The following is a 14,757-nucleotide window of genomic DNA, read 5'->3' as shown; positions in this document are numbered from 1 at the left end:
AGGCAGTGCGCAAATTGCGTGATTGCCAGGTGAAGGGAATAAACAGATAAGCGTAGTATCGACGCCAGGCCGGGTTCGCCCGGTCAGGCGCAATGTTGCGGGGGCTTGATCCCCGGCGGCATTGGTTGCTGGAAAGAGAAAACCCCCGCACGTTGAGAGGTTTAACCTGACAACATAACGGGGGCTAATCTTGCATCTAGACAATTCAAGAATAGCCGCGAACCGTTGTCATTTCAAGCAAGGCGGCTATATGACGTTCGCACAACTCTGTGTAATCTTCTGGCACGATCTGGCAGCGCCGATTCTGGTGGGGATTATCACCACCGCAATCGTGAGCTGGTGGCGTAACCGGAGATAACATGCAGGCGGGCGTCAGGCTGTCGAGATGGCAACGCGCGCCCGAATCGGGCCGCAGGGGTAACATCCTGCGGCCTTTTTTGCTTACTGCGGATACGGTACCCAGTCGCCGCCGTTCAGGCGAACGTACGGTTTACCCTGGTACTGCATCACAACGGCGTTGGAGTTCTCAGAGACCGGGGCCGTTTGCGGCAAGCTGTTGGTGTAGGCCTGCCAGTCCACGCTATCCTCATTAAACATCTTACCGTCAACGGCGCGGGCAACCAGTTCGGAGACCGCAAGGTAGCTGCTCGGCTGATCGATGACGATCGGCGCACCCTGATGCGGCGCTTTCATGCCGAAGAATTTCACCGCAGCGGGAACATGCGTAATGGACGGGCTTGGAATATCGCGCAGGCCAGACACCTGCATTTTATCGCCCTGTAGCGCCGCGCCGTGTTCCGGCACCACGACTACCATCACTTTACGCCCCGATTTTTCCAGTTCGGTAAAGAAGGTATCCAGCTCATCAAACAGCTTCTGCGCACGCGCTTTGTAGTCGGCGGTTTTGCTCTGGCCCTGATAGTGGTTACCGTCGTGCAGCGGCAGAATATTAAAGAAGGTTGCGGTGCGTTTTTCCGCCCCCTGGCCTTCCGATTCCTGCCAGCGTTTCAGAACGGCAAGATCGTCATACACCGGCGAGCCGTCGAAAGAGAACAGGTTAACCGGCAGTTTGCTTTGATCCATCAGCGGGCTTTGCACACCCCCGTTATCACGTATTTCTTTCAGGAAACCACCGAAGACGCCGTTGTGATCCAGCATCAGCTGCTGTGCGAAGCCCAGTTTGCTCAGGTTATCGAACAGGTAGCACTGATTACCGGCAGGCTGATACAGATTGGTATGCGACGGTTGACCGCAGCTGGCGCGCAGCAGGCGAATCGCCGCCGGGCCGCTGTAGGAGGTTGCTGAGTTGAAGTTGGTAAAGCGAATATCAAAGTGCGACCACAGCGGGTGCTGCATCAAGCCAGCGGCTTCAATATCGGCGTTAGAGAGCGAGCAGATGTTGATCACCAGCAGTTCAAACGGCTGGGCATCGGCAGGCAACGCGTCCGGGAATTTGGTCGAACGCTTTTCTTCAGATTGATAGAAACTGCTCAGCCAGGCGTTGAGATTGGCGGAGGTTGGCGGCGCGGTTTGCGCTGGAATATCACCGACAACCGGCGTATTGCCCGCCGTGGCGACCGTCGCGGCAGCCGTGCCGCCGGTGGTGGTGACAGTATTGGTCGGCTGGCCGCCAGGGAACAGGCTAAAGGAAGGGCCAACCAGCGTAATCAGGTTCAGCCAGACCATCGCGGCAACCACAAACACGGTCACGCGGATCCACTGGGTTAAGAACAGCCAGGCGACCAGCAGCACAAAGAAGGCGCCAACCATCTGCCAGTTGATAAAGCGGGTCACCAGATCCCAGATATAGTCCGCGCTGAAGCCGGCGACCTGCGAGCCCTGACTCATGATGCTTTCCGGGCCAGGCAGCCAGGTATCATGCCAGAAGAGGGCAAAACCAATCGGGATGGCAATCCAGTTGCGCCATTTGTGCAGGCGGCGATTAGGCAGCGGAAACAGCAGAAACGCCATAAACACCAGGTTCTGCATGGCGTGGAAATTGAGGTAACCGGCCCACAGCAGGCCGAACTTTACCAGGAAATAGAAATTCCAGCCGGACAAGCCGCGCCAGTATTGCCAGAGCGGCGATGAGGCCGTGGCGGTTTGGGTTGATTGGGTCATTTTTCTGTTTTCGCTCTGGAACTTGAACCCCGGCGGACGATGCCAGCAGGTTTGACATAACGCGGTTTAAAAAACATCAGCCGGAAGGCGTTTTCGATGCGGCGCTGATAGTGGCGCGTCAAATATCCCAGCGGGAAGAAAAGCAGCGCACACAAGACAACTAACTGAATAATATCGCTTATCGACATCATGATGACTGTTCTCCCGTGTCAGTGGATAAACGATGCGGTTCCGGATACCGACGCCAGTGACGGCCATCGTGCGTGGCGTTGATAATTTTGCCCGGCTGGGTGGTCACCGGCAGCGGCTTCGTCCAGCGCTCCGGTTTCACGTCCTGCATATTCACCAGTTCTGCCGCGATTTGTTTATCTTCAAACCAAATCACCCGGTTAGAGAAAATGTCGCCCGTCGGCAGCGGGAAAATATGGTTCAGGGCGATATCAAGATCGTTGACCCGGCAAAACGATAAAAAGATCATCAGGCGCTTGTCGGCAATAGTGGCGATATCGCCCATACGGTGCGGGCGGCACAGGGTCAGCGCTTGTTCAACGCGCAAGCCCGGAGCAGGGCGCAGCGCGACCAGCACGCCTTTGCCATCAGCAGGCAATAGTGGGTTGCTGACGATTTTTTGCACTGCCTCGCAGAAGACGTCCCATTTCAGGTAGCCCTTAAGCTTTAATGGTTCGGTATTACTGAACAGCGTAGCCAAATCTTCCGGTACGCGGCGGCTGAATTGCTGATTTTGCACGCTTTCAATTAACGTCAGGCAGCGCGAAAGCGCCGAACTGTGAGAGATAACCAGGTTTGCACCGCAGCTTAGCAGCAGGCGCTCGTCGGTGGCGCGCAGGCTGGGTACGCTTTCGCGCACCACGATTTTCAACGCTGTACCGCGCTGGCGTCGCAGCGTATGAATATAACGCGCGAGCTGTTCAATCTGGCTGTTCTGGCCCATCACGAAAATCACCGTCGCGGCCTGCGCGCTGCGCGCGGCATTAAAGACGGCGTCATTGGTATCGAATACTGACCAGTGCTCCGAAAGCGGCGGAGCCCCTTCCAGAAAAGCAATATTGCTAAATACTGCTTTTTCATCAGTACGCGGCTGAACATTTGCCAGCTCTTCCTGAACTAATTCCAGACCGTTATCGTTTTGCCTGATGAGAAGTTGCTGACGGGCGCTAACGCCTTTTTCATTTGCCCAGAAAGCAATGTCAAAAAGCATTCCATCGCCCTGGTAACGTAAACTTGCCAGACCGGCAAGCGAACCGTACTCACTTAACAAACGCGAGGTTTGGGCGTCAGAATTGTTTCCGGGGCTGAGAATCAAGAGAGTACAACGATGATATTTTACCCACTTGTTGGATTTACTGAGCCAATCGTGAAATTTTTCTGGAGGAATATTTTTCCATGCATTGTTGCTGCATAAAACCACAACCAGATAATTTGTCGGATCGAGAGAACAGAGTAAATCGCGGCGCATAAAGTATAGACTGCTTTCATTTTCCTGCATGGAAAAAAGATCTATTTTTTGAGGCCCGCAGTCTTCGTCTAACTTTATGATTTTCTTTGGATCTGAACCCATGCATACCACCGCGACCCGCGCCTCTTTTGGTTGCGCGGAAAGGGTTTGGTTGAGCAGGCTGACAGCGTCTTCATGGCGATCGGTATTAATCCACCACACACCACCGGTGGGCATGTGACTGACTTCGTCCCATAATGACTGAATACCAATAGAAAATATGGGGTTCATCGTGTCCTTCTTTTTGCTGATTAGCCTGCATATCAGTTTACTAGCGAAAGCAGCAGAATAAACCTAAGATTGAAATTAAATAACATCAGATTTAGCATGTAAACGAATTTCAGGAAAAGCTTACTTAGCACCGTAGCGTAGTTCCTGGTTTATTCCATAGGGATCGACAAAAATGCCTGATAATGAACCCATGACTTCGTCAGATTCGACGCTCGGTTATACATTTCAGAATGACTTCCTGGCGTTGAGCCGGGCATTTTCTTTGCCGGATATAGACTACACCGATATTTCTCAGCGCGAACAACTCGCCGCAGCCTTTAAGCGTTGGCCTTTGCTGGCTGAGTTTGCAGAACAAAAAGTCGAACAAAAATAAGGAAGCCATAATGGCCATTCTGGGATTACAGGGCGTGCGTGGCGGAGTGGGCACCACTTCAGTTACGGCGGCGCTAGCCTGGTCATTGCAACTACTTGGCGAATCGGTGCTGGTGATTGATGCCTGCCCCGATAATTTGCTGCGCCTGTCATTTAATGACGACATTGCCCACCAGGGCGGCTGGGCGCGTGCGGTGCTTGACGGAGCCGACTGGCGCGATGCCGGGATGCGTTACACCACGCTGATTGACGTTTTACCGTTTGGCGCGCTGACGCCGGGCGAGCGTGAGAATGTCCTGTCGCTGGCGGATAAACTTGCGGAAATTACCACCATTGTTGACGCGCTCCAGCGTCAGGGAGAGTATCGCTGGATCCTCCTCGACCTGCCGCACGGTTTTTATCCGTGGACGCAATCCCTAATGGCGGCCTGCCATCATACGCTGATGATTGTCCAGCCGGACACCAACTGCCATGTGCGCCTGCACCAGCAGGCGCTGCCGGTGAATGCCCATATCCTGATTAACGACTTGCGCGTCGGCAGTCAGCTCCAGGAAGATTTGTATCAGGTATGGCTGCAAACCCAACGCCGCCTGCTACCGATTGCCGTGCATCGCGATGAAGCGATGGCCGAGTGTATGGCGGCGAAGCAACCGCTGGGCGAATATCGTCACGACTCGCTGGCGGCGGAAGAGATCCTGACGCTGGCGAGCTGGTGTTTGCTGCATTACGCCGGTGTCCGCGCTCCTGAGGAGTCCGCATCATGATAAGCCTGAGCGCCTGGCTGTTTGCGCCGGAAGCCTATACGCGCCTGCATGCGCGCTATCAGGGTTATCGGCGCGCGGGCGCATCTCGTTTTAGCGCGTCGCTGGGCTGCTTTTGGGTGGCGCTTGTGTGGGCGTTTATTCCGCTTGAACAGGCGAACTGGCAGCGGCTGATCGCCCGCCAGGATGAGCTTTATCCCCATATTGACGCCCAGCGTCCGCGTCCGCTCGACCCGCTACGCTATCTGCTGCAAAGCGTGTGGCTGCTGGCGACGAAGCGGCCTGAACCGGCTAAACGTCCTGGCTGGCGATCGCTTGCGGCGGTGCAGGGCGTGATGGGGCGCTATCATCAGTGGGTCGAGGCGATTCCGGCGAAGGTCAACGCGCGAACCGGGCATCTCGATAGCCACAAAGAGCTGGCGCACATCAATCCGAAAATCCGCCGCATTGTGCTGGGCGTGGTGGTGACGCTGTCGCTCGCGCTGGCGCTGATTTGTATTACGCAACCCTTTAACCCATTGTCTCAGTTCATCTTCCTGATGCTGCTATGGGGCGTGGCGCTGCTGGTCAGACGCATCCCCGGGCGCTTCTCGGCGCTGATGCTGATTGTTTTGTCGCTCACCGTGTCCTGCCGCTATATCTGGTGGCGCTATACCTCGACGCTTAACTGGAACGATCCGGTGAGCCTGGTGTGCGGCCTCATTCTGCTGTTCGCTGAAACCTACGCGTGGATTGTGCTGGTGCTGGGTTATTTCCAGGTTGTCTGGCCGCTCAACCGCCAGCCCGTTCCGCTGCCAAAAGACATGAATCAGTGGCCGACGGTCGACATTTTTGTGCCAACCTACAACGAAGACCTCAATGTGGTGAAGAACACGGTCTACGCGTCGCTGGGTATCGACTGGCCGAAGGATAAAGTGTCAATCTGGATACTGGATGACGGCAACCGTCCTGAGTTTCGTCAGTTTGCGAAAGATGTTGGCGTCGAGTACGTCGCGCGTAGCACCCATGAGCATGCGAAAGCCGGGAACATCAACAATGCGTTGAAGCTGGCGAAAGGTGAATTCGTGTCGATTTTCGACTGCGACCACGTGCCTACCCGTTCGTTCCTGCAAATGACCATGGGCTGGTTCCTGAAGGATAAAAAGCTGGCGATGATGCAGACGCCGCACCACTTCTTCTCGCCCGATCCGTTTGAACGCAACCTGGGCCGCTTCCGTAAAACGCCGAACGAAGGCACGCTGTTCTACGGCCTGGTGCAGGACGGTAACGACATGTGGGATGCGACCTTCTTCTGCGGTTCCTGCGCCGTCATCCGCCGTAAACCGCTGGATGAGATTGGCGGCATTGCTGTCGAAACGGTGACGGAAGATGCGCACACCTCGCTGCGTTTGCACCGTCGCGGCTACACGTCTGCGTATATGCGCCTTCCGCAGGCGGCGGGGCTGGCGACGGAGAGTTTATCCGCGCATATCGGCCAGCGTATTCGCTGGGCGCGCGGGATGGTACAAATCTTCCGTCTTGATAACCCGCTGACCGGCAAAGGGTTGAAGTTCGCGCAGCGGCTCTGTTACGTCAACGCCATGTTCCACTTCTTGTCCGGCGTGCCGAGGCTTATCTTCCTGACCGCGCCGCTCGCTTTCCTGTTGCTGCACGCCTACATCATTTACGCTCCGGCGCTGATGATTGCGCTGTTTGTACTGCCGCACATGATCCACGCCAGCCTGACCAACTCGAAGATTCAGGGCAAATACCGCCACTCCTTCTGGAGCGAAATCTACGAAACGGTACTGGCGTGGTATATCGCGCCGCCAACGCTGGTGGCGTTGATTAACCCGCACAAAGGCAAATTCAACGTCACGGCGAAAGGCGGGCTGGTGAAAGAGGAGTATGTCGACTGGGTGATTTCCCGGCCTTACATCTATCTCGTTCTGATAAACCTGGTGGGCGTGGCGTTCGGTATCTGGCGCTATATGTACGGCCCGGAGGATGAAATTCTCACGGTCTGGGTCAGCCTGGTGTGGGTCTTCTACAACCTGATTATCCTCGGCGGTGCGGTGGCCGTGTCGGTTGAAAGCAAACAGGTTCGTCGCTCGCATCGCGTGGAGATCAAAATGCCTGGCGCGATTGCCCGCGAAGACGGGCATCTCTTTTCCTGCACGGTGCATGACTTCTCCGACGGCGGGGTGGGGATCAAAATTAACGGCGACGCGCAGGTGCTGGAAGGGCAGAAAGTGAATCTGCTGCTCAAGCGTGGCCAGCAGGAGTACGTCTTCCCGACGCAGGTGGTGCGCGTGTTTGGCAGTGAAGTCGGTCTGAAACTGCTGCCGATGACCACCCGTCAGCATATCGATTTTGTTCAATGTACCTTCGCGCGTGCCGATACCTGGGCGCTCTGGCAGGACAGCTATCCGGAAGATAAACCACTGGAAAGCCTGCTGGATATTCTCAAGCTCGGCTTCCGGGGCTATCGCCATCTGGCGGAATTTGCTCCACCGTTTGCAAAAGTAATTTTCCGTACGCTCACTTCGCTGGTGGCCTGGGTGGCTTCTTTTGTCCCGCGTCGCCCTGAGCGTGAAGCTGTGCAGCCGCACTCACAGCCGGTTATGGCTCAACAATAATGATGATTACACGATGAAAAGAAAACTCTCCTGGATTTGTGCAGTGGCGATGGGAATGGGCAGCCTGCTGCCTGCGACAACCTGGTCTGAACCGACGACCGCAACGCCGGTAATGCCGCCTGCTCAGGAGAGCGCGACGACGCCTGCTGCGCCGTCCGATGCCTCGCCGGTGGTGGTGGAAAGCGTGCCCTCGCGCGATGTCAAACTCACCTTCGCGCAAATTGCGCCGCCGCCGGGCAGCATGGTGCTGCGCGGTGCGAATCCTAATGGCTCCATTGAATTTGGTATGCGCAGCGACGAAGTGGTGTCGAAAGCGCTGCTGAATCTCACCTATACGCCATCGCCATCGCTACAACCGGTGCTGTCGCAGCTGAAGGTTTACCTGAACGAAGAGCTGATGGATGTGTTGCCGGTCACCAAAGAGCAACTGGGGAAAAAGGTCAGCGCGCAGATCCCTATCGACCCGCTCTATATCACCGACTTTAACCGCGTGCGTCTGGAGTTTGTTGGCCACTATCGCGACGTCTGTGAAAACCCGGCTAACAGCACCGTCTGGCTGGATGTAGGCCGCAACAGCTCGCTGGATTTGACCTATCAGGCGCTGAACGTGCGTAACGATCTGTCGCACTTCCCGATACCGTTCTTCGATTCCCGCGACAACCGACCGCTCACGCTGCCGATCGTCTTCGCGGCGACGCCGGATCTGCCACAGCAGCAGGCGGCGGGCATTGTCGCCTCGTGGTTTGGTTCGCGTGCCGGCTGGCGTGGGCAGACCTTCCCGGTCAGCTACAACACGCTGCCGGATAAAAATGCCATTGTGTTTGCCACCAATGACAAGCGTCCTGATTTCCTGCGCGATCATCCGGCGGTAAAAGCCCCGACGATCGAAATGATCAACCACCCGAACGATCCTTACGTCAAGCTGCTGGTGATCATGGGCCGCGATGATAAAGATCTGTTGATGGCCGCGAAAGGCATTGCTCAGGGCAATATCTTGTTCCGTGGCGACAGCGTGGTGGTGGACGATGTGAAACCGCTGCTGGCACGTGTGCCATACGATGCGCCGAACTGGGTGCGTACCGACCGCGCGGTCACTTTTGGTGAGCTAAAAACTTACGAGCAACAGCTGCAATCCACCGGGCTGGAACCGGCGTCCATTAACGTGGCGCTGAACCTGCCGCCGGATCTCTACCTGCTGCGCAGCAACGGTATCGATATGGACCTCAAATATCGCTTTACCATGCCTGCGGTGAAAGACAGTTCGCGAATGGATATCAGCCTGAACGATCAGTTCCTGCAGTCGTTTAACCTCAACAGCACGCAGGAAGTGAGCAGCCTGCTGCTGCGTCTGCCGGTATTGCAGGGGCTGGTTGACGGTAAAAACGAAGTGACTATTCCGGCGCTGCGTCTGGGCGCAATGAACCAGCTGCGTTTCGACTTCCAGTATATGAACCCGATGCCGGGCGGCTCGATTGATAACTGTATTACCTTCCAGCCGGTGCAGAACCATGTGGTGATTGGCGACGACTCAACGATCGACTTCTCGAACTACTATCACTTCCTGGCGATGCCGGACCTGCGCGCGTTTGCCAACGCGGGCTTCCCGTTCAGCCGCATGGCGGATCTCTCTGACACCACCGTGGTGATGCCGAAAAACCCGACCGTTGAACAGGTAACCACGCTACTGAATACCGTCGGCGAAATGGGCGCACAGACCGGCTTCCCGGCGATGAACCTGACCCTGGCCGATGAAGGCAGCGACATTCAGGGCAAAGATACCGACCTGCTGCTGATTGGTTCCATCCCGGAAAAACTGAAAAACGACAAGCAGATTGACCTGCTGGTTGAAGCCACGAAGAGCTGGGTGAAAACGCCGCTGCGTCATCATGAGCTGCCGAGCATCTATCTCGATGAAAACGAACGTAAACCGAACGTGCAGACGGACGTCACCTCATCCGGCCCGATGGCGGCAATCGTCGGCTTCCAGTCGCCGTATAACGACCAGCGCAGCGTGGTTGCGCTGCTGGCAGACAGCCCGCGCGGTTATGAACTGCTGAACGGCGCGCTGAACGACAGCGGTAAGCGCGCGGCGATGTTTGGTTCGGTTTCGGTGATTCGTGAATCGGGCGTGAGCAGCCTGCGCGTGGGCGATGTGTACTACGTCGGTCACCTGCCATGGTTCGAGCGCCTGTGGTTTGCCCTCTCTAACCATCCGATTCTGCTGGCGCTGTTTGCCGCTATCAGCATCGTATTGCTGGCGTGGGTGCTGTGGCGACTGCTGCGCATTATCAGCCGCCGTCGCCTGGACCCTGAAGACGAGTAAGCCGTGATGAAAAGCGTACGCTGGATAGTTTTGCTGTTAGCGCTGGGCACGATGGTACAGGCCCAGGCGGGCTGTAACTGGCCTGCCTGGGATCAGTTCAAAAAAGACTATGTCAGTGCCGAAGGGCGCGTTATCGACCCGAGCGATGCGCGCAAAATTACCACCTCCGAAGGGCAGAGCTATGCGCTGTTCTTCGCGCTGGCGGCCAACGATCGCGAAACGTTCGGCAAACTGTTCGACTGGACGCAGAACAACCTGGCGCAGGGTGACCTGAAAAGCACGCTGCCTGCCTGGCTGTGGGGCAAGAAAGAGGACAACGCGTGGACGGTGCTGGATACCAACTCCGCATCCGATTCTGACGTCTGGATAGCCTGGTCGCTGCTGGAAGCGGGCCGTCTGTGGAAGAACGCCAATTACAGCGAAACCGGGAAAGCGCTGCTTTCGCGCATTGCCCGTGAAGAAGTGGTGAATGTGCCGGGGCTGGGCTCGATGCTGCTGCCGGGCAAAATTGGTTTTGCCGAAACCAATAGCTGGCGCTTCAACCCAAGCTACCTGCCGCCACAGCTGGCGAGCTATTTCACCCGCTTTGGTGCGCCGTGGACGACGCTGCGCGAAACCAACCAGCGCCTGCTGATGGAAACCGCCCCGAAAGGCTATTCGCCGGACTGGGTGAACTATGAGAAAGGCAAAGGCTGGCAGAAGCAGAGTAAAACGCCGCTGGTGGGCAGCTATGACGCCATCCGCGTCTATTTATGGGTGGGCATGATGCATAACAGCGACCCGCAAAAAGCCCGTCTGTTAACCCGATTTAAAGCGATGGCGGCGCAGACCGTTCGCGAAGGCGTTCCGCCGGAAAAAGTCGATACCCTCACCGGCAACGTGACCGGCAATGGCCCGGTGGGCTTCTCCGCCTCGCTGCTGCCGTTCCTGCAGGATCGTGATGCGCAAGCCGTTCAGCGCCAGCGCGTGGCCGACAACTTCCCTGGCGCAGACGCCTATTACAGCTATGTCCTGACCCTCTTTGGCCAGGGCTGGGACCAACACCGTTTTCGCTTCAGCGCCCGCGGTGAATTACTACCTGACTGGGGCCAGGAATGCGCAAGTTCACACTAAGTTTACTCACTCTTTCTTTAGGCATTACGCTGATTCCGGCGAGTTATGCCGCGCCCTCAGCACAGGAGCAACTGCTCAATCAGGTGCGGTTGGGGGAATCCAGCAAGCGCGAAGATATCGTGCAGCAGTCGCTCTATCGCCTGGAGCTGATCGACCCGAATAACCCGCAGGTGCTGGCCGCGCGATTGCGCTACATGCTGCGCCAGGGCGATACCGCCGGGGCGCAGAAACAGCTTGAGCGAATAAAAACCCTGGCACCCAACTCAGCGGAATACAACGCTTCGCGTACGGAGCTTTTGTTGAATTCGGCGGAAGGTCGTCAGGCGCTGCAACAGGCGCGTCTGCTGGCGACCACCGGCCATGCCGATGAAGCCATCGCGGCCTACGAGAAAGCATTTAACGGCCCGCCGCCGGACGGTGATTATGCGGTGGAGTACTGGGCGACGGCGCTGAAAATCCCGGCGCGCCACAATAATGCATTGGTGCGCTTGCAGGCACTGAACAAGCAAATGCCGGGCAACGTCACGCTGCAATCCACCCTGGCGCGCACGCTGCTGGCGGATAACCGTCGCGACGAGGCGTTTGCCGTACTGGAACAGATGGCGAAATCGTCCAACGGGCGCAATGAAGCGGGCGATGTCTGGTTCAACGCCATTAAGGATCAGCCGCCGAGCCAGGCGAGCGTGCAATCGCTTCAGCGTTTTCTGCAAATTTTCACCACCGGTGAGAAGGCGGATGATGCCCGTGGCTTGCTGGCTGAACAACAGAAAACCTTGTCTGATCCTACCGTTCGCGCGAAGAGCGAAGCCGCTGCTGCGCTGGCGTCGGGCAATGCAGCGTCAGCCATTGCCGATTTGCAACGCGCTGTAGCAACAAACAATAAAGATGCCGACGCTATCGGTACGCTCGGCGAAGCCTATTCGCAGAAAGGCGACCGCGTGCGTGCGGTGGCGCAGTTGCAAAAAGCGATTGCTCTCGACCCGCAAAACACCAGCCGCAGCAAGTGGGATAGCCTGCTGAAAACCAACCGCTACTGGCTGCTGATTCAGCAGGGCGATGCGGCGCTGAAGGCCAATAACCCGGCGCAGGCGCAAACGTATTACCAGCAGGCGCAGCGGGTGGATAACACCGACAGCTATGCGATTCTTGGGCTGGGCGACGTCGCTGCCGCGCGTAAGGATTACCCGACGGCGGAAGGCTATTACAAACAGACACTGCGCATGGACCGGGATAATAATCTCGCGGTACGCGGGCTGGCGAATGTCTATCGGGCGCAGTCTCCCGAGAAAGCGACCGCTTACATTCAATCGTTACCTGCGGCACAACGTCGCAGCATTGATGATATCGAGCGCGGTCTGACCAACGATCGCCTTGAACAGCAGGCCGAAACGCTTGAGAGCAAAGGCCAGTGGGCTCAGGCCGCCGAGGTTCAGCGTCAGCGTCTGGCGCTCAACCCGGACAGTGTGTGGATAACCTATCGTCTGGCGAAAGACCTCGACAGCGCGGGCAAGCGCAGCGAAGCGGATTCGCTGATGCGCAATCTGGCGCAGAAGCAGGCAAAAGACCCGGATCAGGTATATGCCTACAGCCTGTATCTTTCCAGCACCGAACGTGATGCTGCCGCCATTTCTCATTTAGGTACGCTGCCGCGCAGTCAGTGGAACAGCAACATTCAGGAACTTTCGGACCGCCTGCAATTTGCGAAGACGATGCAGGAGGCGAACCGACTGCGTGACGCCGGTCAGGAGAAGCAGGCCATTGCGCTTCTGCGAAAACAACCCGCGTCTACGCGGATCACGCTGACCCTCGCCGACTGGGCGCAGCAGCGCGGCGATGCGCCTCAGGCTATCGCGCTCTACAACGAGGTGCTGAGCAAAGAGCCGCAGAATGACGATGCGCGACTGGGGCTGGCGGAGCTTTATTTAGCGCAGGGCGATAAGGCCGCCGCGCGTGCGCAACTGGCGCAGCTCTCCACCACGGGGGAAGCGCCGTCGATGGGTACGCAGCGGCGTATTGCGCTGGTGCAGTCTGGCCTCGGTGAAAACGAAAAAGCGCGGAATACCTTTAACACGCTGGTGCAGCAGGCGAAATCTCAGCCGCCGTCAATGGACAGCGCGCTGGTGCTGCGCGATGCCGCACGTTTTCAGGCGCAGGACGGCAACCCGCAGCAGGCGCTGGAAACCTATAAAGATACGATGGTCGCCACCGGGATTACGCCGACGCGACCGCAGGATAACGACACCTTCACGCGCCTGACGCGCAACGATGCCAGCGATGACTGGCTCAAGCGTGGTGTGCGCAGCGATGCCGCGGACCTGTATCGTCAGCAGGATCTCAACGTGACGCTGGAGCATGACTACTGGGGTTCCAGCGGTACGGGCGGGTATTCAGACCTGAAAGCGCATACCACTATGCTTCAGGTGGATGCGCCGCTCTCAGACGGACGAATGTTCTTCCGCTCCGATTGGGTGGACATGAACGTCGGCAGCTTCTCGCGTAAAAGCGACGGCAGCTACGCGCCGGACTGGGGTACCTGCGGCATTAAAGATCACGCCTGTCGTGGCGGCGCAAGCGCAAGCGATAACGGCGTCAGCGTGGCGGTGGGCTGGAAAAACGACACCTGGAGCGGCGACATCGGTACCACGCCGATGGGCTTCAATGTGGTGGATGTGGTCGGTGGCCTGAGCTACAGCAGCAAAGCGGGCCCGATTGGTTACACCCTGGAAGGTCATCGTCGCCCGATCTCCAGCTCGCTGCTGGCCTTCGGCGGCCAGCAGGATAACAGCAAAGATGGTCACACCGGCAAGAAATGGGGCGGGGTACGCGCTGACGGCGGCGTGCTCAGCCTGAGCTATGACAAAGGCGAGGCCAACGGCGTATGGGCGTCGTTGGGTGCAGATCAGTTAACCGGTAAGAACGTTGACGATAACTGGCGCGTGCGCTGGATGACCGGCTACTACTACAAGGTGATTAATGAAAATAATCGCCGGGTGACGGTCGGCCTGAACAATATGATTTGGCATTATCAGAAGGATCTGAGCGGCTATACCCTGGGTCAGGGTGGATACTACAGCCCGCAAGAGTATGTGTCGTTTGCCGTGCCGGTGACCTGGCGTCAGCGGACAGAAAACTGGTCGTGGGAGCTGGGCGGTTCGGTATCGTGGTCGCATTCACGCACCAAATCGCAGGCCAGCTATCCGCTGATGAATTTGATACCGACCGACTGGCGGGAAAACGCCAGCCAGGACAGCAGCAGCGGCGGCAGCAGTCAGGGCTTCGGTTACACCGCGCGTGCGCTGGTAGAGCGTCGGGTGACGTCGAACTGGTTCGTTGGCGCGGCGGTGGATATTCAGGAAGCGAAGGATTACACCCCGAGCCATGCGTTACTGTATGTGCGTTACTCGGCGGCAGGCTGGCAGGGCGATCTGGATATGCCGCCTCAGCCATTAGTCCCATATGCTGACTGGTGATTTTAATCGCTGAAATTAACCGACAACTGTCACGAATTCCATTCTCTTAGCGTATAATCGGCCCGCGAAACGTCATACTTTGTTACGTTATCGCGGGCTTTGTCCTGTTTTGTTGCGCATCTGATATCTGCACAGTAAGACGTTAGTGCTTTCTGTTGTGGATCGTCGTTTTGTCGGCCTGTTCCTTTTGGTCACCTTTTGACTTTGTCATCGACCTCGTTATCCTCATGAC

10 protein-coding genes are annotated in these 14,757 nt (G+C 57.1%); 7 read left to right on the top strand and 3 right to left on the bottom strand.

What is annotated here, in order from left to right; genetic code table 11:
- The first annotated feature begins 250 nt into the window (after nt 1-250).
- Nucleotides 251-358: a type I toxin-antitoxin system toxin Ldr family protein gene (locus AC1MKH_RS23285; protein WP_041686144.1), complete on the top strand. Its 108-nt coding sequence runs from the start codon at nt 251-253 to the stop codon at nt 356-358.
- An 83-nt stretch (nt 359-441) separates the two neighbouring features.
- Here the strand turns inward: AC1MKH_RS23285 and bcsG are convergent, their stop codons facing one another.
- The 3 genes from bcsG to bcsE are packed head-to-tail and all read right to left on the bottom strand — an operon-like array spanning nt 442 to nt 3,868.
- Nucleotides 442-2,121 (bottom strand): cellulose biosynthesis protein BcsG, encoded by a 1,680-nt coding sequence (gene bcsG, locus AC1MKH_RS23280; RefSeq protein WP_276218956.1) that lies wholly within the window; start codon nt 2,119-2,121, stop codon nt 442-444.
- Nucleotides 2,118-2,312 (bottom strand): cellulose biosynthesis protein BcsF, encoded by a 195-nt coding sequence (bcsF, locus tag AC1MKH_RS23275; RefSeq protein ID WP_253897291.1) that lies wholly within the window; start codon nt 2,310-2,312, stop codon nt 2,118-2,120. The genes bcsG and bcsF overlap by 4 nt, the downstream gene beginning before the upstream one ends.
- Nucleotides 2,309-3,868 carry a cellulose biosynthesis protein BcsE gene (gene bcsE / locus AC1MKH_RS23270; protein ID WP_276218953.1) on the bottom strand — a complete coding sequence of 520 codons (1,560 nt, stop codon included), beginning with the start codon at nt 3,866-3,868 and terminating at the stop codon, nt 2,309-2,311. Before bcsE ends, bcsF begins: the two co-directional genes overlap by 4 nt.
- A gap of 172 nt (nt 3,869-4,040) precedes the next feature.
- On the opposite strand from bcsE, the gene bcsR reads away from it, so the two are divergent.
- From bcsR to bcsC, 6 genes are read left to right on the top strand one after another with little or no spacing between them, the layout of a single operon-like run.
- Nucleotides 4,041-4,241: a cellulose biosynthesis protein BcsR gene (gene bcsR / locus AC1MKH_RS23265; RefSeq protein WP_015962571.1), complete on the top strand. Its 201-nt coding sequence runs from the start codon at nt 4,041-4,043 to the stop codon at nt 4,239-4,241.
- A gap of 10 nt (nt 4,242-4,251) precedes the next feature.
- Nucleotides 4,252-5,004, top strand: coding sequence for a cellulose biosynthesis protein BcsQ (gene bcsQ / locus AC1MKH_RS23260; RefSeq protein WP_276218951.1), 753 nt, complete (start codon nt 4,252-4,254; stop codon nt 5,002-5,004).
- A complete protein-coding gene (bcsA, locus tag AC1MKH_RS23255) occupies nt 5,001-7,619 on the top strand; it encodes a UDP-forming cellulose synthase catalytic subunit (RefSeq protein ID WP_276218949.1) in 2,619 nt (872 codons plus the stop codon). Before bcsQ ends, bcsA begins: the two co-directional genes overlap by 4 nt.
- Nucleotides 7,620-7,632: 13 nt before the next feature.
- A complete protein-coding gene (gene bcsB, locus AC1MKH_RS23250; RefSeq protein ID WP_276218947.1) occupies nt 7,633-9,942 on the top strand; it encodes a cellulose biosynthesis cyclic di-GMP-binding regulatory protein BcsB in 2,310 nt (769 codons plus the stop codon).
- Between the two features lie 6 nt (nt 9,943-9,948).
- Nucleotides 9,949-11,055, top strand: a complete 1,107-nt coding sequence (gene bcsZ, locus AC1MKH_RS23245) for a cellulose synthase complex periplasmic endoglucanase BcsZ (RefSeq protein ID WP_276219324.1) — start codon at nt 9,949-9,951, stop codon at nt 11,053-11,055.
- Nucleotides 11,037-14,525 carry a cellulose synthase complex outer membrane protein BcsC gene (gene bcsC / locus AC1MKH_RS23240; protein WP_276218945.1) on the top strand — a complete coding sequence of 1,163 codons (3,489 nt, stop codon included), beginning with the start codon at nt 11,037-11,039 and terminating at the stop codon, nt 14,523-14,525. The genes bcsZ and bcsC overlap by 19 nt, the downstream gene beginning before the upstream one ends.
- The last annotated feature ends 232 nt before the right edge of the window (nt 14,526-14,757 follow it).

The sequence above is a fragment of the Pseudocitrobacter sp. CD920760 genome, from assembly GCF_057782505.1.
Note: the sequence above shows the minus strand (reverse complement) of the source record. Positions and strands in the feature narration are given on the sequence as shown.